At 42.4% G+C, this 20,573-nt stretch carries 19 protein-coding genes and 1 tRNA gene; 18 read left to right on the top strand and 2 right to left on the bottom strand.

The features are described from left to right. Positions 1-260: 260 nt before the first annotated feature. From pckA to KQP79_RS20685, 5 genes are all read left to right on the top strand, one after another. A complete protein-coding gene (gene pckA / locus KQP79_RS20705) occupies positions 261-1,868 on the top strand; it encodes a phosphoenolpyruvate carboxykinase (ATP) (RefSeq protein ID WP_004296417.1) in 1,608 nt (535 codons plus the stop codon). Between the two features lie 149 nt (positions 1,869-2,017). After that, positions 2,018-3,328 carry a MutS-related protein gene (locus KQP79_RS20700; protein WP_004310702.1) on the top strand — a complete coding sequence of 437 codons (1,311 nt, stop codon included), beginning with the start codon at positions 2,018-2,020 and terminating at the stop codon, positions 3,326-3,328. A gap of 117 nt (positions 3,329-3,445) precedes the next feature. Further along, positions 3,446-5,935 carry a glycosyl hydrolase family 95 catalytic domain-containing protein gene (locus KQP79_RS20695; RefSeq protein WP_061448458.1) on the top strand — a complete coding sequence of 830 codons (2,490 nt, stop codon included), beginning with the start codon at positions 3,446-3,448 and terminating at the stop codon, positions 5,933-5,935. 31 nt (positions 5,936-5,966) lie between these two features. Next, positions 5,967-6,524, top strand: coding sequence for a chromate transporter (locus KQP79_RS20690; protein ID WP_004310700.1), 558 nt, complete (start codon positions 5,967-5,969; stop codon positions 6,522-6,524). After that, positions 6,521-7,045, top strand: coding sequence for a chromate transporter (locus tag KQP79_RS20685; RefSeq protein ID WP_004296410.1), 525 nt, complete (start codon positions 6,521-6,523; stop codon positions 7,043-7,045). The genes KQP79_RS20690 and KQP79_RS20685 overlap by 4 nt, the downstream gene beginning before the upstream one ends. 79 nt (positions 7,046-7,124) lie before the next feature. Here KQP79_RS20685 and typA read toward each other — a convergent pair whose 3' ends face one another. Next, a complete protein-coding gene (gene typA, locus KQP79_RS20680) occupies positions 7,125-8,924 on the bottom strand; it encodes a translational GTPase TypA (RefSeq protein ID WP_004302390.1) in 1,800 nt (599 codons plus the stop codon). 155 nt (positions 8,925-9,079) lie between these two features. On the opposite strand from typA, the gene rpsO reads away from it, so the two are divergent. The 3 genes from rpsO (at position 9,080) to KQP79_RS20665 (ending at position 11,796) form a co-directional block, all read left to right on the top strand. After that, complete coding sequence (gene rpsO / locus KQP79_RS20675; protein ID WP_004296393.1) at positions 9,080-9,349, top strand: 30S ribosomal protein S15; 270 nt, start codon at positions 9,080-9,082, stop codon at positions 9,347-9,349. A 186-nt stretch (positions 9,350-9,535) separates the two neighbouring features. Continuing rightward, positions 9,536-10,111 carry a helix-turn-helix domain-containing protein gene (locus tag KQP79_RS20670; RefSeq protein ID WP_061448459.1) on the top strand — a complete coding sequence of 192 codons (576 nt, stop codon included), beginning with the start codon at positions 9,536-9,538 and terminating at the stop codon, positions 10,109-10,111. Between the two features lie 35 nt (positions 10,112-10,146). Continuing rightward, positions 10,147-11,796 (top strand): AMP-binding protein, encoded by a 1,650-nt coding sequence (locus tag KQP79_RS20665; protein ID WP_061448460.1) that lies wholly within the window; start codon positions 10,147-10,149, stop codon positions 11,794-11,796. A gap of 147 nt (positions 11,797-11,943) precedes the next feature. On the opposite strand, the gene KQP79_RS20660 is transcribed toward KQP79_RS20665, so the two are convergent. Beyond that, positions 11,944-13,026, bottom strand: coding sequence for a mannose-1-phosphate guanylyltransferase (locus KQP79_RS20660; RefSeq protein ID WP_004317553.1), 1,083 nt, complete (start codon positions 13,024-13,026; stop codon positions 11,944-11,946). 164 nt (positions 13,027-13,190) lie between these two features. On the opposite strand from KQP79_RS20660, the gene KQP79_RS20655 reads away from it, so the two are divergent. The 10 genes from KQP79_RS20655 to KQP79_RS20610 all read left to right on the top strand — a co-directional run. Further along, positions 13,191-13,274 (top strand) — tRNA-Leu (locus tag KQP79_RS20655). 237 nt (positions 13,275-13,511) lie between these two features. Next, the gene (locus KQP79_RS20650) at positions 13,512-14,420 is read left to right on the top strand and encodes a hypothetical protein (protein WP_032579580.1); all 909 of its coding nucleotides are present in this window, start codon (positions 13,512-13,514) and stop codon (positions 14,418-14,420) included. Positions 14,421-14,544: 124 nt separating this feature from the next. After that, the gene (locus KQP79_RS20645) at positions 14,545-14,832 is read left to right on the top strand and encodes a helix-turn-helix domain-containing protein (protein ID WP_025868291.1); all 288 of its coding nucleotides are present in this window, start codon (positions 14,545-14,547) and stop codon (positions 14,830-14,832) included. Between the two features lie 5 nt (positions 14,833-14,837). Then, positions 14,838-15,911 (top strand): AAA family ATPase, encoded by a 1,074-nt coding sequence (locus tag KQP79_RS20640; RefSeq protein WP_032579577.1) that lies wholly within the window; start codon positions 14,838-14,840, stop codon positions 15,909-15,911. Between the two features lie 163 nt (positions 15,912-16,074). Continuing rightward, positions 16,075-17,040 carry a toprim domain-containing protein gene (locus tag KQP79_RS20635; RefSeq protein ID WP_032579575.1) on the top strand — a complete coding sequence of 322 codons (966 nt, stop codon included), beginning with the start codon at positions 16,075-16,077 and terminating at the stop codon, positions 17,038-17,040. Positions 17,041-17,186: 146 nt separating this feature from the next. Next, positions 17,187-17,570, top strand: coding sequence for a MobC family plasmid mobilization relaxosome protein (locus tag KQP79_RS20630; protein ID WP_032579573.1), 384 nt, complete (start codon positions 17,187-17,189; stop codon positions 17,568-17,570). Next, entirely contained in the window at positions 17,536-18,462 is a 927-nt protein-coding gene (locus KQP79_RS20625) for a relaxase/mobilization nuclease domain-containing protein (protein WP_032579571.1), read from the top strand. The genes KQP79_RS20630 and KQP79_RS20625 overlap by 35 nt, the downstream gene beginning before the upstream one ends. A 4-nt stretch (positions 18,463-18,466) precedes the next feature. Beyond that, entirely contained in the window at positions 18,467-19,186 is a 720-nt protein-coding gene (locus KQP79_RS20620) for a hypothetical protein (RefSeq protein ID WP_025868197.1), read from the top strand. Between the two features lie 350 nt (positions 19,187-19,536). Next, positions 19,537-19,839: a hypothetical protein gene (locus tag KQP79_RS20615; protein ID WP_032579587.1), complete on the top strand. Its 303-nt coding sequence runs from the start codon at positions 19,537-19,539 to the stop codon at positions 19,837-19,839. A 282-nt stretch (positions 19,840-20,121) separates the two neighbouring features. After that, positions 20,122-20,573, top strand: a 452-nt coding sequence (locus KQP79_RS20610) for a DNA-binding protein (protein ID WP_264386558.1), incomplete at its 3' end; no start/stop codon positions are given.

Genomic DNA, 20,573 nt, shown 5'->3' with positions numbered 1-20,573 from the left:
TAATCTCATTTTCACAGCATTGCTAGCATACTGACTTGCAAAGTAAACGATAATCTTTCAAATTGCAATATTCAGTTTGCAGATATTGTTAGGAATTTATAAAAGAGTTTCAATTAGGGAAAAATTTCTCTAATACCTTCTTCCTTTCCAAAGAAAGTATTACTTTTGTAGCCGGATTTACAAGGGGCTATCCAAAGCTCCCCATGTTAAGGTGAAAAGAGATAGAAAACAAAATACCAATTTTAATTAATTCAAAGAAAATGGCAAATTTAGATTTAAGCAAGTACGGCATCACAGGTGTGACCGAGATTTTGCACAATCCGTCTTATGATGTTTTGTTCGCTGAAGAAACAAAACCGAGTCTGGAAGGCTTTGAAAAAGGTCAAGTAACTGAATTAGGCGCTGTGAACGTGATGACAGGTATCTATACCGGTCGTTCTCCTAAAGATAAATTCTTCGTTAAGAATGAAGCTTCTGCTGATTCTGTATGGTGGACTTCTGAAGATTACAAAAACGACAACAAACCATGTACTGAAGAAGCTTGGGCTGACTTGAAAGCTAAAGCTGTAAAACAACTTTCCGGCAAACGTTTGTTCGTTGTTGATACTTTCTGTGGTGCTAACGAAGCTACTCGTATGAAAGTACGTTTCATCATGGAAGTAGCTTGGCAGGCTCACTTCGTAACTAACATGTTCATCCGCCCGACTGCTGAAGAACTTGCTAACTACGGAGAACCTGATTTCGTATGTTTCAATGCTTCTAAAGCAAAAGTTGACAACTACAAAGAACTGGGCTTGAACTCTGAAACTGCTACAGTATTCAACCTGAAGACTAAAGAACAAGTAATCCTGAATACTTGGTACGGTGGTGAAATGAAGAAAGGTATGTTCTCTATCATGAACTACATGAACCCGCTTCGTGGTATCGCTTCTATGCACTGCTCTGCTAACACCGATATGGAAGGAACTAGCTCTGCTATCTTCTTCGGTCTGTCTGGTACAGGTAAGACTACTTTGTCTACTGACCCGAAACGTAAATTGATCGGTGACGACGAACACGGATGGGATAACGAAGGTGTATTCAACTACGAAGGTGGTTGCTACGCTAAGGTTATCAACCTGGATAAAGAAAGTGAACCGGATATCTACAATGCTATCAAACGTGACGCTTTACTTGAAAACGTAACTGTTGATGCTAACGGTAAGATTGATTTCACAGATAAGAGCGTGACTGAAAACACTCGTGTTTCTTATCCTATCTATCACATCGAAAACATCGTTAAACCGGTGTCTAAAGGTCCTCACGCAAAACAAGTTATCTTCTTGTCTGCTGATGCATTCGGTGTATTGCCTCCAGTATCTATCTTGAACCCGGCACAGGCTCAATACTACTTCTTGTCTGGATTTACAGCTAAATTGGCTGGTACAGAACGTGGTATCACTGAACCGACTCCGACATTCTCTGCTTGCTTCGGTGCTGCTTTCTTGTCATTGCATCCGACTAAATATGCAGAAGAACTGGTTAAGAAGATGGAGATGACTGGTGCTAAAGCATACTTGGTTAACACTGGATGGAATGGTTCCGGCAAACGTATCTCTATCAAAGATACTCGTGGTATCATCGATGCTATCCTTGATGGTTCTATTGACAAAGCTCCTACTAAGGTTATTCCTTTCTTCGACTTTGTTGTTCCTACAGAACTTCCGGGTGTTGATCCGAAGATCCTTGACCCACGCGACACTTACGAATGTGCTTGCCAATGGGAAGAAAAAGCTAAAGATTTGGCTGGACGTTTCATCAAGAACTTCGCTAAATTTACTGGTAACGAAGCTGGTAAGGCTTTGGTTGCTGCTGGTCCGAAACTCTAATTGGAGAATCAGATATAATATGGAAGGCGGTTCGATTTCGAACCGCCTTTTTTGTTTATGCCTGTGCCTTTCTATGAGAATAAATGCTGTTTGTTTAAAACTTTTCCCTATATTTGCCAAAACAGGAGTACTAACCTTTAAAGGCGGTTATGGTATATCTAGCTACTGACAAACAGACCTATGCGGATCTAAGCATTACAGAGACTGCTAATAATGAGCAATTTCTTTTCTCTTTGTTTTCCAAAACAGAGACAAAAGAAGGAAAAGCGCTGATGTTGAACTGGATTATGTATCCGCTAAGTGATTTGGGGGAAATCCGTAAAAGACAGGAGGCTATTGTCTGGGATGCTTTGCCCGAACTTCTTTTGAATGAAGAAGAGCTGGATTTTATTGAGTATTACCTGGCTTATCGTGACCAGATACGGGAAGCTCATATTTTACTTTCATGTGCTACTGTTATCGACCGTCTGGTGCGATATGATTCGACCCGTTATGTGATCTGCAGAGGGGTGAAATTAGTGGTTCATCTCTTGCATTGTCTGAAGGAATGGGCGACAGAACTACCACAGGGCGCCCCGCAACTCATGAAAGAATCTGCTGCTATGATTGATAATATTCTCCATGGAAGTGAATTGGAGGAAGTATTGGAGCAGACCTCTGATGAGGAAAAACGACTATCTAACTTTGTCATAGACAAATTCGATTATCTGTTCCGGTGTACTCGGTTGTTATCTTTGAAGGAACTTCTGTCTGTTATATATCTACTTGATGTCTGCCGTACAGCTCACCGGGTGGCAAAAGAGAAGAACTTCTGTTGTATGCCGATAATGGTACCGACAATGGACTTCTCGGTGGAGGGAGTCGTTCATCCTTTTGTGAAAGATGCGCAGCCAAACAGTTGGCAGATGTCCCGGGGAAATATATGCATTTTTACAGGCTCTAATATGGCGGGAAAGTCAACAACTTTAAAGGCATTGACCTTGGCTGTCTGGTTGGCACATTGCGGTTTGCCTGTTCCTGTGAAATCAATGATTTGTCCTCTTTACGAGGGGATTTATACCTCTATTAATCTGCCGGATTCTTTGCGGGACGGACGAAGTCATTTTATGGCGGAAGTACTCCGTATTAAAGAAGTGATGCAAAAAGCTGTGACCGGAAAACGCTGTTTGGTGGTATTAGATGAGATGTTTCGCGGGACGAATGCTAAAGATGCGTTTGAAGCCTCCGTTGCCGTCAATGAATTACTGAAAAGCTTCTCTCATTGTCATTTCTTGATATCGACACATATTTTGGAATATGCGAAAGCCTTTGAAAAGGATTCTTCCTGTTGCTTTTATTATATGGAAGCAGAAATTATTGATGATGCGTTTGTCTGTCCTCATCGGTTGTTGTCAGGGATTTCAGAGGCCAGAGTCGGGTATTGGGTCGTGAAAAAAATACTGTCGGATGGTTTGATGTAATTTTACCTCATTATAGAGGTTGTTGAGATTCTGTTTTATTTTTATTAGATATATATTTTGACTACTTTTGTACAGACTATAAATAGGTTATTAATCTTAAATAACGACGCGACGACCATGAAGAATTTTTATTTCCTTCTTATTAGTTCCCTATTCCTTACCTCCGGGCTTTATGCGGGAGAAACAGATTATACTCAAGGACTTTCCATCTGGTTTGATACTCCGAATACTTTGCAGGGATATGCTGCCTGGTATGGCGGAAGACCGGATTTGTGGAAAGATGAAAATAAACCGGTAACAGCAGGAAGCGGACATAATCTGGATGCCAGTTGGGAGTCACAGTCATTGCCTATTGGTAACGGTAGCCTCGGCGCAAATATTATGGGATCGGTGGAAGCCGAACGTATCACTTTCAATGAAAAAACGCTTTGGCGCGGTGGTCCGAACACAGCGAAAGGTGCGGACTATTATTGGAATGTCAATAAACAATCGGCCCATCTTTTAGATGAAATACGCAAAGCATTTACAGAGGGAGATCAGAAAAAGGCTGAAATGCTAACGCGACAGAACTTCAATAGTGAAGTGTCGTATGAAGCTGACGGAGAAAATCCTTTCCGTTTCAGTAGCTTTACTACAATGGGAGAGTTTTATGTAGAAACCGGACTGAATATGATAGGAATGAGCGATTATAAGCGCATTCTTTCTTTGGATTCGGCTATGGCAGTCGTACAATTCAAAAAGGATCGTGTGGCTTATCAACGCAATTTTTTTATCTCTTACCCCGCCAATGTAATGGTGGTACGTTTCAGCGCGGATCAATCGGGGAAACAAAATCTGGTTTTCAGTTATGCGCCCAATCCCCTGTCTACCGGCAGCATGGTTTCTGATGGAAATAAAGGACTGGTTTACACAGCTTCTTTGGATAATAATGGAATGAAGTATGTTGTGCGCATCCAGGCAGAAACAAAAGGAGGAACACTGTCTAATGCAGATGGAAAGTTGACGGTGAAGGATGCAGACGAAGTTGTATTTTATATCACAGCGGACACTGACTATAAGATTAACTTTGATCCGGATTTCAAAGATCCGAAAACATATATAGGCGTTAATCCCGAAGAAACGACAAAGCAGTGGATGAATAATGCAGTGGCGCAGGGATATACAGCTTTATTCAATCAACATTATAATGATTATGCTACTCTGTTCAACCGGGTTCGGCTGAATCTGAACCCAGCGGTGAAAGGAGTGAATCTGCCTACTTCCCAACGTCTGAAAAATTATCGGAAAGGACAGCCGGATTATTATCTGGAAGAGTTGTATTATCAATTTGGACGTTATCTTCTGATTGCCAGTTCCCGTCCGGGCAATATGCCTGCTAATCTACAGGGGATTTGGCACAATAATGTCGATGGACCGTGGCGTGTGGATTATCATAATAACATCAATATCCAGATGAATTATTGGCCTGCTTGTTCTACCAACTTGAATGAGTGCGTGCTTCCGTTGATTGACTTTATCCGTACACTGGTGAAACCGGGGGAGAAGACTGCACAAGCTTATTTCGGAGCAAGAGGATGGACGGCATCTATCTCCGGCAATATTTTCGGCTTTACCACTCCGTTGGAAAGTCAGGATATGTCGTGGAACTTCAATCCGATGGCAGGTCCCTGGCTGGCTACTCATATATGGGAGTATTACGACTATACAAGAGACTTGAAATTTCTGAAAGAAACCGGCTATGAACTAATAAAGAGTAGTGCGGATTTTGCAGTCGATTACCTGTGGCATAAGCCGGATGGAACCTATACGGCTGCTCCGTCCACTTCGCCCGAGCATGGTCCTATCGATCAGGGAGCTACTTTTGTGCATGCCGTAGTGCGTGAAATTCTGATGGATGCGATTGAAGCAAGCAAAGTGTTGGGTGTAGATAAGAAAGAACGTAAGCAATGGGAGCATGTGCTTGCCAATCTCGTTCCCTATCAAATAGGTCGTTATGGTCAGTTGATGGAATGGTCGGTGGATATTGATGATCCGAAAGATGAACATCGTCATGTGAATCATCTGTTCGGCCTGCATCCGGGACATACTGTTTCTCCGGTCACTACTCCCGAACTGGCGAAAGCTGCTAAAGTGGTATTGGTGCATCGTGGTGATGGTGCTACCGGTTGGAGTATGGGTTGGAAGTTGAATCAGTGGGCGCGTTTGCAGGATGGTAATCATGCTTATACTTTATTCGGCAATTTATTGAAGAACGGAACCATGGATAATTTGTGGGATACGCATCCGCCTTTCCAGATTGATGGAAACTTTGGCGGGACAGCGGGAATCACCGAAATGTTGCTCCAAAGTCACATGGGTTTTATTCAATTATTACCGGCTTTGCCGGATGCATGGAAAGACGGTTCTATCAGTGGTATCTGTGCAAAAGGAAATTTTGAGGTGGATATGATCTGGGAGAATCATCAGTTGAAAGAAGCTGTTGTACGCTCTAATGCAGGAGGCAACTGTGTCATAAAGTATTTGGATCAGACTATCTCCTTTAAAACAGTGAAAGGACGCAGTTATCAGATTGGATATGATGCAGCCAAAGGGCTTATTAAAAATTAAACACAAAATATCGGAAAATTAGAAAGAAAGGATGGTACTGGAGTATTTAAAATTATTCGTGACATTTGCAAAGATTGGGATGTTTACTATTGGTGGCGGTTATGCCATGATTCCGTTGATTGAACGGGAGATTGTTAACAAGCAATGGATGAATAAGGAAGAATTTATGGAGATGTTTGCTTTGACGCAGTCGCTTCCGGGTGTGTTTGCTGTGAATATTTCTATTTTTGTAGGATATAAGTTGTATAAGGTGGGTGGTAGCCTGGTGTGTGCATTGGCTACGATTCTTCCCTCTTTCGTTATCATGATGCTGATAGCCATGTTTTTTGCACAGTTTCAGGATAATGAAGTGATGATTCGTATCTTTAATGGAATACGTCCTGCCGTGGTAGCATTGATTCTGTTTCCTTGCATTTCTGCTGTTAGAGCTTTGAAACTGAAGTGTTTTCAGTTGATTGCTCCTGCCATAGCTACCGTGTTGATCTGGCAGTTCGGCTTATCACCTATTTATATTGTGGTGGCCGGAATTATAGGGGGATTGGTATATACATTATGGTTGAAAGAAAAAATAGCGAATAAACAGGTATGATATATTGGCAATTACTTTGGGTGTATCTTAAAATAGGTATGTTCGGTTTTGGGGGTGGATATGCGATGCTTTCCCTGATTCAACATGAAATAGTGGATCTTCATCATTGGCTGACTCCTCAACAGTTTACGGATGTGGTCGCAATTTCGCAGATGACTCCGGGACCGATTGGCATAAATAGTGCTACTTACGTAGGTTATGCGGTAACACAAAGTGTTTGGGGCGCTGTGTTGGCCACTGTAGCCGTTTGCTTGCCTTCTTTTATTTTGGTGTTGCTAATTTCTTATTTCTTTGCGAAGTGTAAGGATAATAAGTATATTAAAGCGGCTATGTCCGGACTGCTTCCTATGTCGGTCGCGCTGATTGCTTCGGCTGCATTACTTATGATGAATAGAGAGAATTTTATAGACTATAAAAGTATCGGTATTTTCGCAGCCGCCTTTTTGGTTACATGGAAATGGAATCTTCACCCTATTCTGTTGATTTGTCTGGCGGGTGTGGTAGGATTACTGTTGTATTAGTATACTTATGGGAAAAAGAGCCCCCCGGTTGAACACTGTGTTTAACCGGGGGCTCTTTTATAATATTATGAAAGAATAGTTAGTTCTTGTTTGCACGTTTACGTTCGATTTCGTCCAAAATCACTTTACGCATACGCATTGCTTTAGGAGTAACTTCTACATATTCATCTTCCTTAATATATTCCAGTGCTTCTTCAAGTGAGAACTGGATAGGTGGAATCAGGCGTACTTTATCATCCGAACCGGAAGCACGCATATTCGTCAACTTCTTCGATTTGGTTACGTTGATAACCAGGTCGTTGTCATGAGAGTGTTCGCCTACTACTTGTCCTGCATAGACTTCGTCCTGCGGGAAGATAAAGAACTTACCGCGATCCTGTAATTTGTCAATGGCATAAGCAAAAGCTGTTCCGCTTTCCATAGCAATCATAGAACCATTGGTACGACGTTCGATTTCTCCTTTGTGCGGTTGATATTCTTTGAAGCGGTGTGCCATGATGGCTTCGCCGGCAGAGGCAGTCAGTACATTGGTACGCAAACCGATGATACCGCGTGAAGGCATATTGAACTCAAGATTGATACGTTCACCTGTATTTTCCATCTTGACCATTTCACCTTTACGGCGAGTAACCATATCTATAATTTTGCTGGAATATTCTTCCGGTACGTTGATGGTCAGTTCTTCAATCGGCTCGCATTTCACACCGTCGATTTCTCTGAAGATAACCTGCGGCTGACCTACCTGCAATTCATATCCCTCTCGGCGCATTGTTTCAATTAATACAGAAAGGTGGAGTACGCCACGGCCGGAAACAATCCATTTACCGTCTTCTTCACTTTTTCTTACGCGGAGAGCCAGATTCTTGTCGAGCTCCTTCATCAGACGGTCGTGGATATGACGTGAAGTCACAAACTTGCCATCTTTACCGAAGAAAGGAGAATCGTTGATAGCAAACAGCATACTCATGGTCGGTTCGTCGATTGCGATTGGCGGCAATGCTTCCGGATTCTCGAAATCACAAACAGTATCTCCAATTTCGAAACCGTCGATACCTACCAGTGCGCAGATGTCACCGGAAGAAACTTCGTTTGTTTTCACGCGGCCTAAACCTTCGAAAACATGGAGCTCTTTGATTTTGCTCTTGAGCATATCACCGTTACGTTTCGCAAGCGTTATATTCATACCTTCTTTTAATGTACCGCGATGTACGCGGCCTACAGCGATACGACCGGTATAAGAAGAATAATCCAGAGAAGTAATCAACATCTGGGGAGTACCTTCCAATTGTTTGGGTGCCGGAATATTTTCGATGATACAATCCAGTAGCGGAGTAATACTGTCAGTCTGTTGCTTCCAGTCGGTGCTCATCCAGTTGTTCTTGGCGGAACCGTAAATCACGGGGAAGTCCAGCTGATCTTCCGTTGCGTTCAAGCTGAACATCAAGTCGAAAACCATCTCGTAAACTTCTTCCGGGCGGCAGTTAGGTTTATCTACCTTATTAACTACCACAATGGGTTTCAAACCGATTTCGAGCGCTTTTTGCAGTACGAAACGAGTCTGTGGCATCGGACCTTCGAAGGCATCTACCAACAGAATACAGCCATCGGCCATATTCAATACACGTTCTACCTCACCACCGAAGTCGCTGTGTCCCGGAGTATCAATAATATTAATTTTTGTACCGTTGTAATTGATGGATACGTTTTTGGAGAGAATCGTTATACCACGTTCACGTTCCAAATCGTTGTTATCCAGGATAAGTTCACCACTATTTTGGTTGCTGCGGAATAAATTTCCGGCTAATAGCATCTTGTCAACCAGCGTTGTTTTCCCATGGTCAACATGGGCAATGATTGCAATGTTTCGAATATTTTGCATATAATACCTATTATTTGGCTGCAAAGGTACGAAAATAGGATTAGAAATATGCGCAATGATAGCAATTTTTTCTTGTAAATCGTTGTGTGATATAAAGATAATGCCTATCTTTGCACGCTCAAAAGAATAATTTATCAATTAAAATTCTAAGAATTATGTATTTAGACGCTGCTAAAAAGCAAGAAATCTTCGGAAAGTACGGAAAGTCTAACACTGACACCGGCTCAGCTGAGGCCCAAGTGGCATTGTTTTCCTACCGTATTTCTCACCTGACTGAGCACATGAAGCTCAACAGAAAAGATTATAGTACTGAAAGAGCGTTAACAATGTTGGTAGGTAAGCGTCGTCGCTTACTCGACTACCTGAAAGCAAGAGATATCGAAAGATATCGTGCTATTGTTAAAGAGCTCGGTTTGCGTAAGTAATCTACTTGTCGCGAAAAGATTTAAAGCCGTTCCTCATGATAGAGGAGCGGCTTTTTTTTAGTTTCTTCTTTTTCTTCCTGATAGTCGTATTTTCTTCGGTTATAATTGTGTTCATCTAAAGATTTTGCTATTTTTGCAGCTTAATTATTATAATTTATCACCTTTGATAACTAAAATGCTTTCAAAATGGATACAAGTAAGATTGTTGGCGAAAAAATTAAAGCCCTCCGCGAAGATAAATCAATAAGCATAGAAGAGTTGGCGCAACGTTCAGGTTTGGCTCTCGAACAGGTTGAACGTATTGAGAATAACATTGATATACCTTCTCTCGCACCGCTGATTAAGATTGCGCGTGTGTTGGGAGTACGTCTGGGTACTTTCCTTGATGATCAGGATGAAGTCGGACCGGTCGTATGCCGTAAGAAAGAGGCCAAGGATGCGATCAGTTTTTCCAATAATGCGATTCACTCTCGCAAACACATGGAATATCACTCGTTGTCCAAGTCAAAGGCGGACCGTCACATGGAACCGTTTATTATCGATGTGATGCCGACGGAAGATACTGACTTCGTGCTTTCTTCTCATGAAGGAGAAGAGTTTATCATGGTTATGGAAGGTATCATGGAAATCAGCTATGGCAAGAACACCTATCTGCTGGAAGAGGGTGATAGTATTTATTATGATTCCATTGTTCCTCATCATGTACATGCTTATGAGGGACAGGCTGCAAAAATCCTGGCAGTAGTTTACACACCGATTTAATGAAATAGTAGGAACCAAGACTTAAGTATAATTACATGCAATTATTTGATCGTACTTTGGGGCAGTGGCTGGAGCACTGGGCTGAAGAGACTCCCGATAAGGAATATATCGTATATTCCGACCGAAATCTCCGTTTTACCTGGAGTCAGTTGAACCGTCGTGTGGATGATATGGCAAAAGGGCTTATTGCCATTGGGGTGGAACGTGGTACTCATGTGGGTATCTGGGCGGCTAATGTTCCCGATTGGTTGACATTGCTATATGCCTGCGCGAAGATTGGTGCGGTATATGTTACAGTGAATACGAACTACAAGCAATCGGAATTGGAGTATCTTTGCCAGAACTCGGATATGCATACGCTTTGTATTGTGAATGGTGAGAAGGATAGTGATTTTGTGCAGATGACATACACGATGCTTCCTGAATTGAAGACTTGTGAGCGTGGACATTTAAAGAGCGAACGCTTTCCATATATGCGAAATGTAGTATATGTAGGTCAGGAAAAACATCGTGGTATGTATAATACAGCGGAGATCCTGCTGTTGGGAGATAATGTGGAAGATGACTGTTTGAATGAACTAAAAAGCAAAGTGGATTGTCACGATGTAGTAAATATGCAATATACGTCGGGCACTACCGGCTTCCCGAAAGGGGTGATGCTGACACATTATAATATTGCCAATAATGGATTTCTGACGGGGGAACACATGAAGTTCACGGCAGATGACAAACTTTGTTGTTGCGTTCCGTTGTTCCATTGTTTTGGGGTAGTATTGGCTACCATGAACTGTCTGACTCATGGTTGTACACAAGTGATGGTAGAACGTTTCGACCCGTTGGTTGTGCTGGCCTCTATTCACAAAGAACGTTGTACGGCTCTTTATGGTGTGCCGACTATGTTTATCGCCGAGTTGCATCATCCGATGTTCGATCTCTTTGATATGTCTTGTCTTCGTACAGGTATTATGGCGGGTTCGCTGTGTCCTGTCGAACTAATGAAGCAGGTAGAAGAGAAAATGTATATGAAGGTGACTAGTGTCTACGGATTGACAGAAGCCGCTCCCGGTATGACGGCCACCCGTATTGATGATCCGTTCGATGTACGTTGTAATACGGTAGGACATGATTTCGAATTTACGGAGGTGAAGGTGATTGATCCTGAAACAGGTGAAGAATGTCCGGTTGGTGTACAAGGTGAAATGTGTAACCGTGGTTATAATACCATGAAAGGATATTATAAGAATCCGGAAGCAACGGCGGAAGTGCTTGATGAAAACAACTTCTTGCATTCCGGCGACTTGGGTATTAAGGATGAAGATGGAAATTATCGGATTACCGGACGTATCAAAGATATGATTATTCGTGGTGGCGAGAATATTTATCCGCGCGAAATAGAAGAGTTTCTTTATAAGCTTGACGGAGTGAAAGATGTTCAAGTAGCTGGTATTCCTTCTAAAAAGTATGGTGAGGCAGTCGGAGCATTTATTATTTTGCAGGAAGGAGTACAAATGCAGGAAGCCGATGTACGTGATTTCTGCAGAAATAAGATATCCCGTTATAAGATTCCGAAATATATTTTCTTTGTGAATGAATTCCCGATGACGGGTAGTGGAAAGATTCAGAAGTTCAGATTGAAAGATCTGGGACTGCAACTTTGCAAGGAGCAGGGAATAGAGATTATTTAGAGACTCATGATTATTTAAAGACACACAAAGTTTTTCGATTATAAACAGTGAACGGTGAACTCTCTGCAATCAATTATGCGGTTTGTTCACCGTTCACTATTTGTATGGTCTTATCCGGTTTTGGCTCCGGCGTCAGGTTGCGTGTTATTAAATGAAATCATCGCCCAGTTGCATTTGGGCGTCGTTTACATATTTACGGATGGCATGTTCTTCATCTTTGCGGCAAATCAAAAGAACGTTGTCCGATTCGGCTATCAGAAATCCTTCCAGTCCATCGATAACGGCCAGTTTGCCTTTCGGAAGTACTACCATATTATCTTTACTATTATATATAAGTGAATGGCACTTCAGCGTAACATTGCCTTCCGGGTCTCTTTCCGATAAATCATAAAGTGATCCCCAAGTTCCAAGATCGGACCAGCCAAAATCTCCTAATGATACATACACATTATCCGCTTTCTCCATAATGCCGAAGTCGATGGATACATTAGGACATGCTGGGAAGTTTTCTTCGATGAATGCTTTCTCCTTGTCGGTGGCATAAATATCTTTTCCCGGTGCCAGTTTGGAAGCTAATTCAGGCAGTAAATCTTCACTTGCTTTGATGATTGTATTTACATTCCACATAAATAGGCCGGAATTCCAATAAAATTCTCCGCTCTCTACGAATACTTTAGCTAATTCCAGTTCCGGTTTCTCTGTGAATGTTTTTACTTTATAGAAGTTTCCTCCTGCGGGTTCGTCTATTTGTATATATCCGTACCCTGTTTCCGGGCGATTGGGTTTAATACCTAATGTCAGTAGCTTTTCCGAGCGTGAAACAAAATCAAGTCCTTTTTCGATAGCGGCAAGAAACTCATCCTCTTTTAAAATTAAATGGTCTGAAGGAGCGACTACGATATTAGCGTTCGGGTTCAGTGCCCGGATGTGGTAAGCGGCCCATGCTATACACGGAGCGGTATTTCGTCTTGCGGGTTCCAGCAGAATCTGTTCTTCGTTCACTTCGGGCAATTGTTCCTTCACTAAGTCCGCATACATTGCATTGGTAACGATGAAAATATTTTCTGTTGGGATAACCTTTTGGAACCGGTCGAAAGTCTGTTGTAAAAGTGAACGGCCCGTTCCGAAGAAATCTAAGAATTGTTTGGGCAATGTTTTGCGGCTAAACGGCCAGAAGCGGCTTCCAATGCCGCCACCCATAATCACGCAATAATTATCCTGGTTTGTCATGATAGTGACTCTATTTTAAAGTTTCTGCTAATGTACGGTTTATTCTCTGAATAGAGAAGTGTTTAAGATATGTTTTATTATTTTTTTCTCCTTTTTTTTGCCAAACTATTGTGGAATCAAAATAATGTCGTATCTTTGCACCGCAATTGAGAAATCAAGTATGCGCCCAGATGGCGGAATCGGTAGACGCGCTGGTCTCAAACACCAGTGGATTCACTTCCATCCCGGTTCGACCCCGGGTCTGGGTACGAATAAACCCTGATAATCACTTGATTATTAGGGTTTTCTGCTTTTATAGGGCGTACTAAACGTGTACTGAATGACGAATACAAAGAAAAGGTGTACTTTAATAGTTTTCTTCCCCATATCTTTATAATTTCTTAACGCTTATCCTATCTTTATCTACCTTATTATTGCCGATGTTTTCGGGAAAAGTGAGATTCTTACCTTATATTTGTAGTAAGAACGTTTAAAGGCGCACGATTATGGAAAATCATATGGAAAACAATTTCAGAGAAATACAGAAGATATTAGATAGTTGTATAGCTCATGACTATAAAACTAAAGTAGATGCACTATTTTTAAAACGTGAATATTTGACGCAAGCTCAGCTAAAGGATTATTTGCGGCAAGAAATTTTCCGTGTGACTGAAAATATTGTAGCCATCCAACAAAAATACCGTGTCGTGCGTAACATTGTATTGGATATGGATATTCCCGATTTTTTGTGGGAAAGCGGTTATTTTGAGGACTTGAATTCTGATGAAAGAAAAAAGTATATCGGTTTCCGCTGCTCTGATTTTGATATGGACGCATATTTGCATGAACCGTCCTGTTATGATGGGCGGCTTCCCTATTTGTCTATTATCGTTAATCTTGTCGTGCTTTCCAAGTATTTGCGCTATCTGCAAGAACAGGAAAGCAATTACCATACAGATGCGGTTGCCATCCAAGAGCAAGTCTTGCCAAAAGAGAAAGAGGAAAGTGCAGATACTAATCCAACCAAGATTGTGGGCAAAAGCAATCCTTTCAAGTCCACGTTGAAAGCCAATGAAATCAAACTTCTGACCGACTGTGTGAATGAAGCGAATATGTTTACTACTACCGTCAGTGCCAAAATACTTACCGATTTTTTCAACTGCAAACTGAATGGGGTATTGAAAGTTAATAATACTCGTCTGTTAGCCTATCTTATGATGCAACTTAGCTGTTATAATTACATCGTTTATGAATGGCAGTCTGTCATAGCAAACAATAAGCTGATATTGAAGAAGATAAAAGGAGAACCGCTTACACGTACTGACCTGTCGAGTGCGACAGACCAAGCAAAAAACATCTATCCGAAAGGATATGAAATCATAGACAAATACATCAAACAACTGAAAAAAGGTTGAGCATAGATTGAACGCTCAAACAAAGGTCAATTAGACTTCATTTTCAACCTCTTAACTTTGCCCCCGTTAACAAAAAAACGAGGGTGCGCACCTTCATATTGTTTCACCTAAATTCCTAAACAATATGGAAAGAGATTTAGAGTTAAGAGTTTCCGAACTCGAAAAGATGTTGTTCCTTTCAAAGAGTGTGCTTAGCTTCGATGAAGCGAGCAAGTTCTTGAACCTTTCTAAAAGTTACCTGTACAAGTTGACTTCGGGTAACTTGATACCCCATTACAAGCCGCAGGGCAAAATGCTTTATTTTGAGAAAGCGGAGTTGGAAGCATGGTTACGTCAGAACCCGGTCAAGACGCAGGCGCAGATAGAGCAGGAAGCGCAGAAGTATATCCTTAACCGTCCTCTAAAGAAATAACGGCTATGGAAAATAGAAAAGCGACAGAAGCCGGGCAGGGTGTTACCATACAGAAAGAGGATTTCGCAGCCCTTTGGAAAACCATTCATTTAAAGGTAACGGACACTTACGAAGTGCCGCCCGAAATACTCTGGGTGAACGGCTCTACCATTGGCACGCTGGGTAATTTCAGCGCATCCACGGGTAAAGCCAAGAGCAAAAAGACATTCAACATCTCCGCTATCGTTGCGGCAGCGTTGAAGAATGACGAGGTACTGAAGTATTCGGCATACCTGCCACCGAACAAGCGGAAAATCCTCTATGTAGATACCGAGCAGAGCAAATACCATTGCCATAAGGTCATGGAGCGTATTTTACGGCTTGCCGGACTACCTACCGACAAGGACAGGGACGATTTTGTTTTCATCGTGCTAAGAGAGCAGACCCCCGACAAGCGGAAACAGATTATCGGCTATATGCTTGAAAATATGCCCGATGTGGGGTTGCTCATCATTGACGGAATCCGTGACTTGATGTACGACATCAACAGTCCCAGCGAATCAACCGACCTAATCAACCTTTTGATGCGCTGGTCAAGCGGATATAACCTGCATATCCATACTGTTCTACATTTGAATAAGGGGGATGACAACACAAGGGGGCATATCGGCACGGAACTGAACAACAAGGCTGAAACCGTCCTGCAAATCACGAAAAGCCGGCAGGACGGCAACATAAGCGAGGTAAAGGCAATGCACATACGTGACCGGGAGTTTGACCCGTTCGCATTCCGTATCAATGACAACGCTTTACCCGAAATCGTGGATGATTATGTATTCCAACAACCTAAGCAGGACAGGAATTTTCCGCTTACGGAACTGACTGAACAGCAACACCGGGAAGCGTTGGAGAACGGTTTCGGCAAGCAGGTGGTACAAGGCTATTCCAATGTCATAGCGGCATTGAAGCAGGGTTATGCGAGTATCGGCTACGAGCGTGGACGCAATGTCCTTGTGTCACTTAACAAGTTTCTTGTGAACAAGCGCATGATTGTGAAAGAGGGCAAGGGCTACCGCTATAATCCCGATTTCCATTATTAAAAGTCCGTTTGGTTTAGTCCGGGTGTATATATAAGAGGAACGGACTTACTATTTCCCTGTATCGGAACAAGCAGGTTTAGTATGGTACGGGTATATATATAACGGACTAAACAGGACTGGCGCACTTTTCAACTATTTTTTAATCCCCCAAAAAGAAAATGTTATGAATATCGAAGATGTGAAACAAATACCCATCGCAGACTATCTGCACAGTTTAGGCTACTCTCCTGTCAAGCAGCAGGGCAACGGCTTATGGTACAAATCACCGTTAAGGGAGGAACACGAACCGTCTTTCAAGGTGAACACTGACCGCAACCTTTGGTATGACTTTGGCGCAGGTAAGGGCGGCAACATCATTGCACTGGCAAAGGAACTTTATTGCTCCGGCAGCGTGCCATACCTTTTAAACCAGATAGCAGAACAGACACCGCACATCCGTCCGGTCAGTTTTTCTTTTCCCCAGCGTAGGACAGAACCGAGTTTCCAACATTTGGAAGTCCGTGACTTGACCCATCTGGCATTGCTCCGTTACTTGCAGGGACGAGGTATCAATGTCGAACTGGCAAAAAGAGAATGCAAGGAACTCCATTTTATCAATAACGGCAGACCATTCTTTGCTATCGGTTTCCCGAACATGGCAGGAGGTTACGAGGTTCGCAATTCCTTTTTTAAGGGTTGCATCGCCCCGAAAGACATCACCCATATACGGCAGCAGGGAGAGCCGAGAGAGAAATGTTTGGTATTCGAGGGTTTTATGGACTATCTTTCTTTCCTCACGTTCCGGATGAAGAACTGTCCGACCATGCCCGACCTTGACAGACAGGATTATGTCATACTCAACTCTACTGTCAACGTGCCGAAAGCCATTGACGTGCTGTACCCGTATGAACGCATCCACTGTATGCTTGACAATGACGAGACGGGGTATAAGGCGACACAGGCTATTGCATTGGAATACTCCTTCCATGTGCGTGACTTCTCGGGCAATTATAGGGGCTATTCGGACTTGAACGATTACCTGTGCGGCAAGAAGCAGGAACAGAAGAACAGCACCAGCCAAGTGCAGGAGATAAAGCAGGAAACCGGACAACGTGCCGCCCCAAGACAGAAAAGGGGCAGGGGGATTTAGTCCGGCAGGATTACCAACGGCAGGCGGTTTAATTTGGAGAGCAAGGTTATGTTTCGGTAAACCGAAACTACCTTGCTTTGCTCATCGCAAAGAAAATTTCTCCCGTTGGTCGCAATTTTTAAGACACTATTTAAACGTAAAAACTTATGACGAATATAAAGGATAAGCCGGGGGGACGTCCGGCAAAGAAACGGATAGAGAAGCAGCAACGGGTTGTCAGTACGAAACTGACCGAGTTGCAGTATTACGCCATCAGAAAGCGAGCCGGAGAAGCCGGGTTGCGTGTCAGTGAGTATGTACGGCAGGCAGTTGTTTCGGCAGAGGTCATACCCCGGCTGAACAGGAAGGATGCGGACACCATTCGCAAACTGGCAGGGGAAGCCAACAACATCAACCAGTTGGCGCACCGGGCGAATGCCGGAGGTTTCGCACTGGTGGCGGTGGAACTAGTGAAACTGAAAAACAGGATTGTCGAAATTATAAACCAGTTGTCGGATGATTGGAAAAATAAAAAAGGGAAGCGGGTTTAAGGGCTGCGTGAACTATGTGCTTGGCAAGGAACAGGCGGCTTTGCTCCATGCGGAGGGGGTACTAACAGAAAGCCGGGGAGATATAATCCGCAGCTTCTGTATGCAGACCGGGATGAATCCCGACTTAAAAAAGCCAGTCGGACATATTGCGCTAAGCTATTCGGCAGTGGATGCGCCCAAATTGACAGACGGGAAGATGATACAGCTTGCGCAGGAGTATATGCGTGAAATGAAAATCACCGATACGCAGTATATCATCGTGCGCCATCAAGACCGGGAACACCCACATGTGCATATCGTATTCAACCGTATTGACAACAACGGCAAGACCATTTCGGACAGGAACGATATGTACCGTAACGAGCAGGTATGCAAGAAGCTGAAAGCCAAGCACGGGCTTTATTTCGCTGGTGGAAAAGAACAGGTGAAGCAGCACCGCTTGAAAGAGCCGGACAAATCGAAATACGAGATTTACAACGCTGTAAAGAATGAAATCGGGAAATCCCGAAACTGGCAGCAGTTACAGGAGCGGTTAGCGGAAAAGGGTATTACTATCCGGTTCAAGTACAAGGGACAGACAGGCGAGATACAAGGCGTTTCCTTTTCCAAAGGTGAATACACGTTCAAGGGTTCGGAGATAGACCGTAGTTTCAGTTTCTCCAAACTGGATAAATGTTTTGGGGATGTAGGGCAGATGACAGTCGGAAGCAATAAGCAGACGGTTACCGCACCTGTTCAGAAATCAGTATCAGCACCCGACAAAGCGGATAATTCTTTTATAACAGGTTTAGGCGGTCTGTTTTCCGGTTTGTCAGCCCCGGCTGATGAAATGCCCGATGATTCCTTTTTGAGAAAGAAGAAGAAAAAAAAGAAAAAACAACTAAAGTTATAAGCGTATGGAGGAAAATTTGATTTTAGAGGGGCTTCTCTCAATGGTTACAGAACTGAAAGAGAAGCAGGAAGCACAGGTAACGCCAGCCAGTCGGGGGGAAACTCTCGAAAGACTGAACGCAATCGAACAGGCATTGTCGGAACTGCACAGTAACCCGGCTGTTCCCGAAAAGGATTTGCAGGCTATCCAAAGCCAGCTTGACGAGATAAGGAACAGGATGCAAGGTCAGCAGAAACATATCGAGGACACCAAGAAAATAGTATTGGAAACCTACCGTTGTTTCAAGGTAATGATTGATGTTTTGGGCTCTTGCAAGACGGATAAAGAGGAAGCTACGCCCTTACCGCTCTATCAACGGATTTACAACAAGGTAGCTTCTTGGATTTGTCCGGGATTGTTTCTTTTTTCGGCAGTGCTGGTTATCTGTTTCGTTTCCATATTCTTGAATGTTCGTTTGGCTGAACGTATGCAGCAGTTGCAGGACAACGATATGAAATACCGCTATTTGTTGATGCAAGGACAGGCAGACGGAGAAACTTTTGATATGCTGGAAAACAAGTTCAAGTGGCAACGGGATAATGGTTTTATCCGAAGGCTGACCGATTCAGTGATGGATTTTGAATACCGCATCCAAAAGCAGGCGGAAGCACTGGAACGTGCAAGGCTGTTGAACGAGCAAGCCGAACAATTGAGAAAAGAAGCCGATAAACTGGGTAAACTATAAGCGGAGTAAAGCTGAAGTTATGAACCGTATTCATAACTTCGGCTTATCTAAATTAGTTTGACTTAGATAAAATATTGATGTTGAAAAGAACAAAAAAATATTTTTTGCGAATTTAAATCTGAAAATTGTTATTTTTGCATGGACTTTGATTTATTGAAGTCTATAAATGTATATATTAAAGCGTTAGCTTTTATTCTTGCTTCTGAAATTTGGCGATTTTAAGTACTGCAATGAATTTAAGTGAACGCCTGCGCTATAGCGTGGGCTTTCCTTATTTGCAGTACAGGCTCGCCAAAGTCTCAGAAGCGTAGGGGATGTTCCACGCTTTTTTCATCTTAAAAAATAATATTATGGAAACGAAGAAAAAACAAGTTTTTAATGGACAAGAATTGGCTATGTTGTTTCAAGCTTTTTCAAAAAGAATATTTTCCAGACCTCAAAAGGGAGATATTTATTCAAAATCCAATTACTCGGATGATAATAGTTGTACATTTTATATTAGTTTATCTTATTATGACACGCTGTTGAAAGAATTTCAAAATGCGTATGTGCAAGGAAAGTTTGCGCACAGTAATGCTAATATTACATGGGTAAATTTAATGAATAAATTGATTGATGCCTCTAATGTTGTTGATTTTGAGGAAGTGAAATAAGCACATAGAGAAATAAGAATACAATATCAAATGGAAAGCGTGTAGCTCAATGAGTTACACGCTTTTCTTGTTTTTGGCCGTACACAATAATATTGCTATCTTTGCGTTATTATTATAAACANGTAGCTCAATGAGTTACACGCTTTTCTTGTTTTTGGCCGTACACAATAATATTGCTATCTTTGCGTTATTATTATAAACATCTGTACCTTATTTGTACCTGTAAGAAAAAGTAGATATGATGAGAAGAATAGATATTAAGAACTACAAAATGAATGAATTATGGCAGTAGCAAAGTATAAGATAGTACGGAAATGTCCTGTGTGCGGAGAAGAGTTCTTCGCAAGGACTTTGGAGTCCTGGTATTGTTCACCCAAATGCTCCAAGGTGGCGTGGAAGCGTAAGCATGATGAAGAAAAACGCCAACTTGAACTGGACAAGATTGTAAGCAATATGCCCAAGTCTAAAGAGTATATCAGCATAACGGAAGCGTATGCTATGTTTGGTGCAAGCCGCTCAACCATTTATAGGCTCATCTACATGAAAAAGATTTCCTTCATTGAGCCAGAGAAAGGAATACGACTTGTATGCAAAGGAGAACTAATGAATCTGTTTCCGTTAAGACAGTCTCCGCTTGACACCAAGCCAAGGAAACCAGTTACCATGTACCGCATGGAACCAGAGGATTGCTATACAATAGGTGAGATTTCCAAGAAATTTCATCTGGATGACAG

The sequence above is a fragment of the Bacteroides sp. DH3716P genome (assembly GCF_025914115.1).
Classification (GTDB): domain Bacteria; phylum Bacteroidota; class Bacteroidia; order Bacteroidales; family Bacteroidaceae; genus Bacteroides; species Bacteroides ovatus.
Note: the sequence above shows the minus strand (reverse complement) of the source record. Positions and strands in the feature narration are given on the sequence as shown.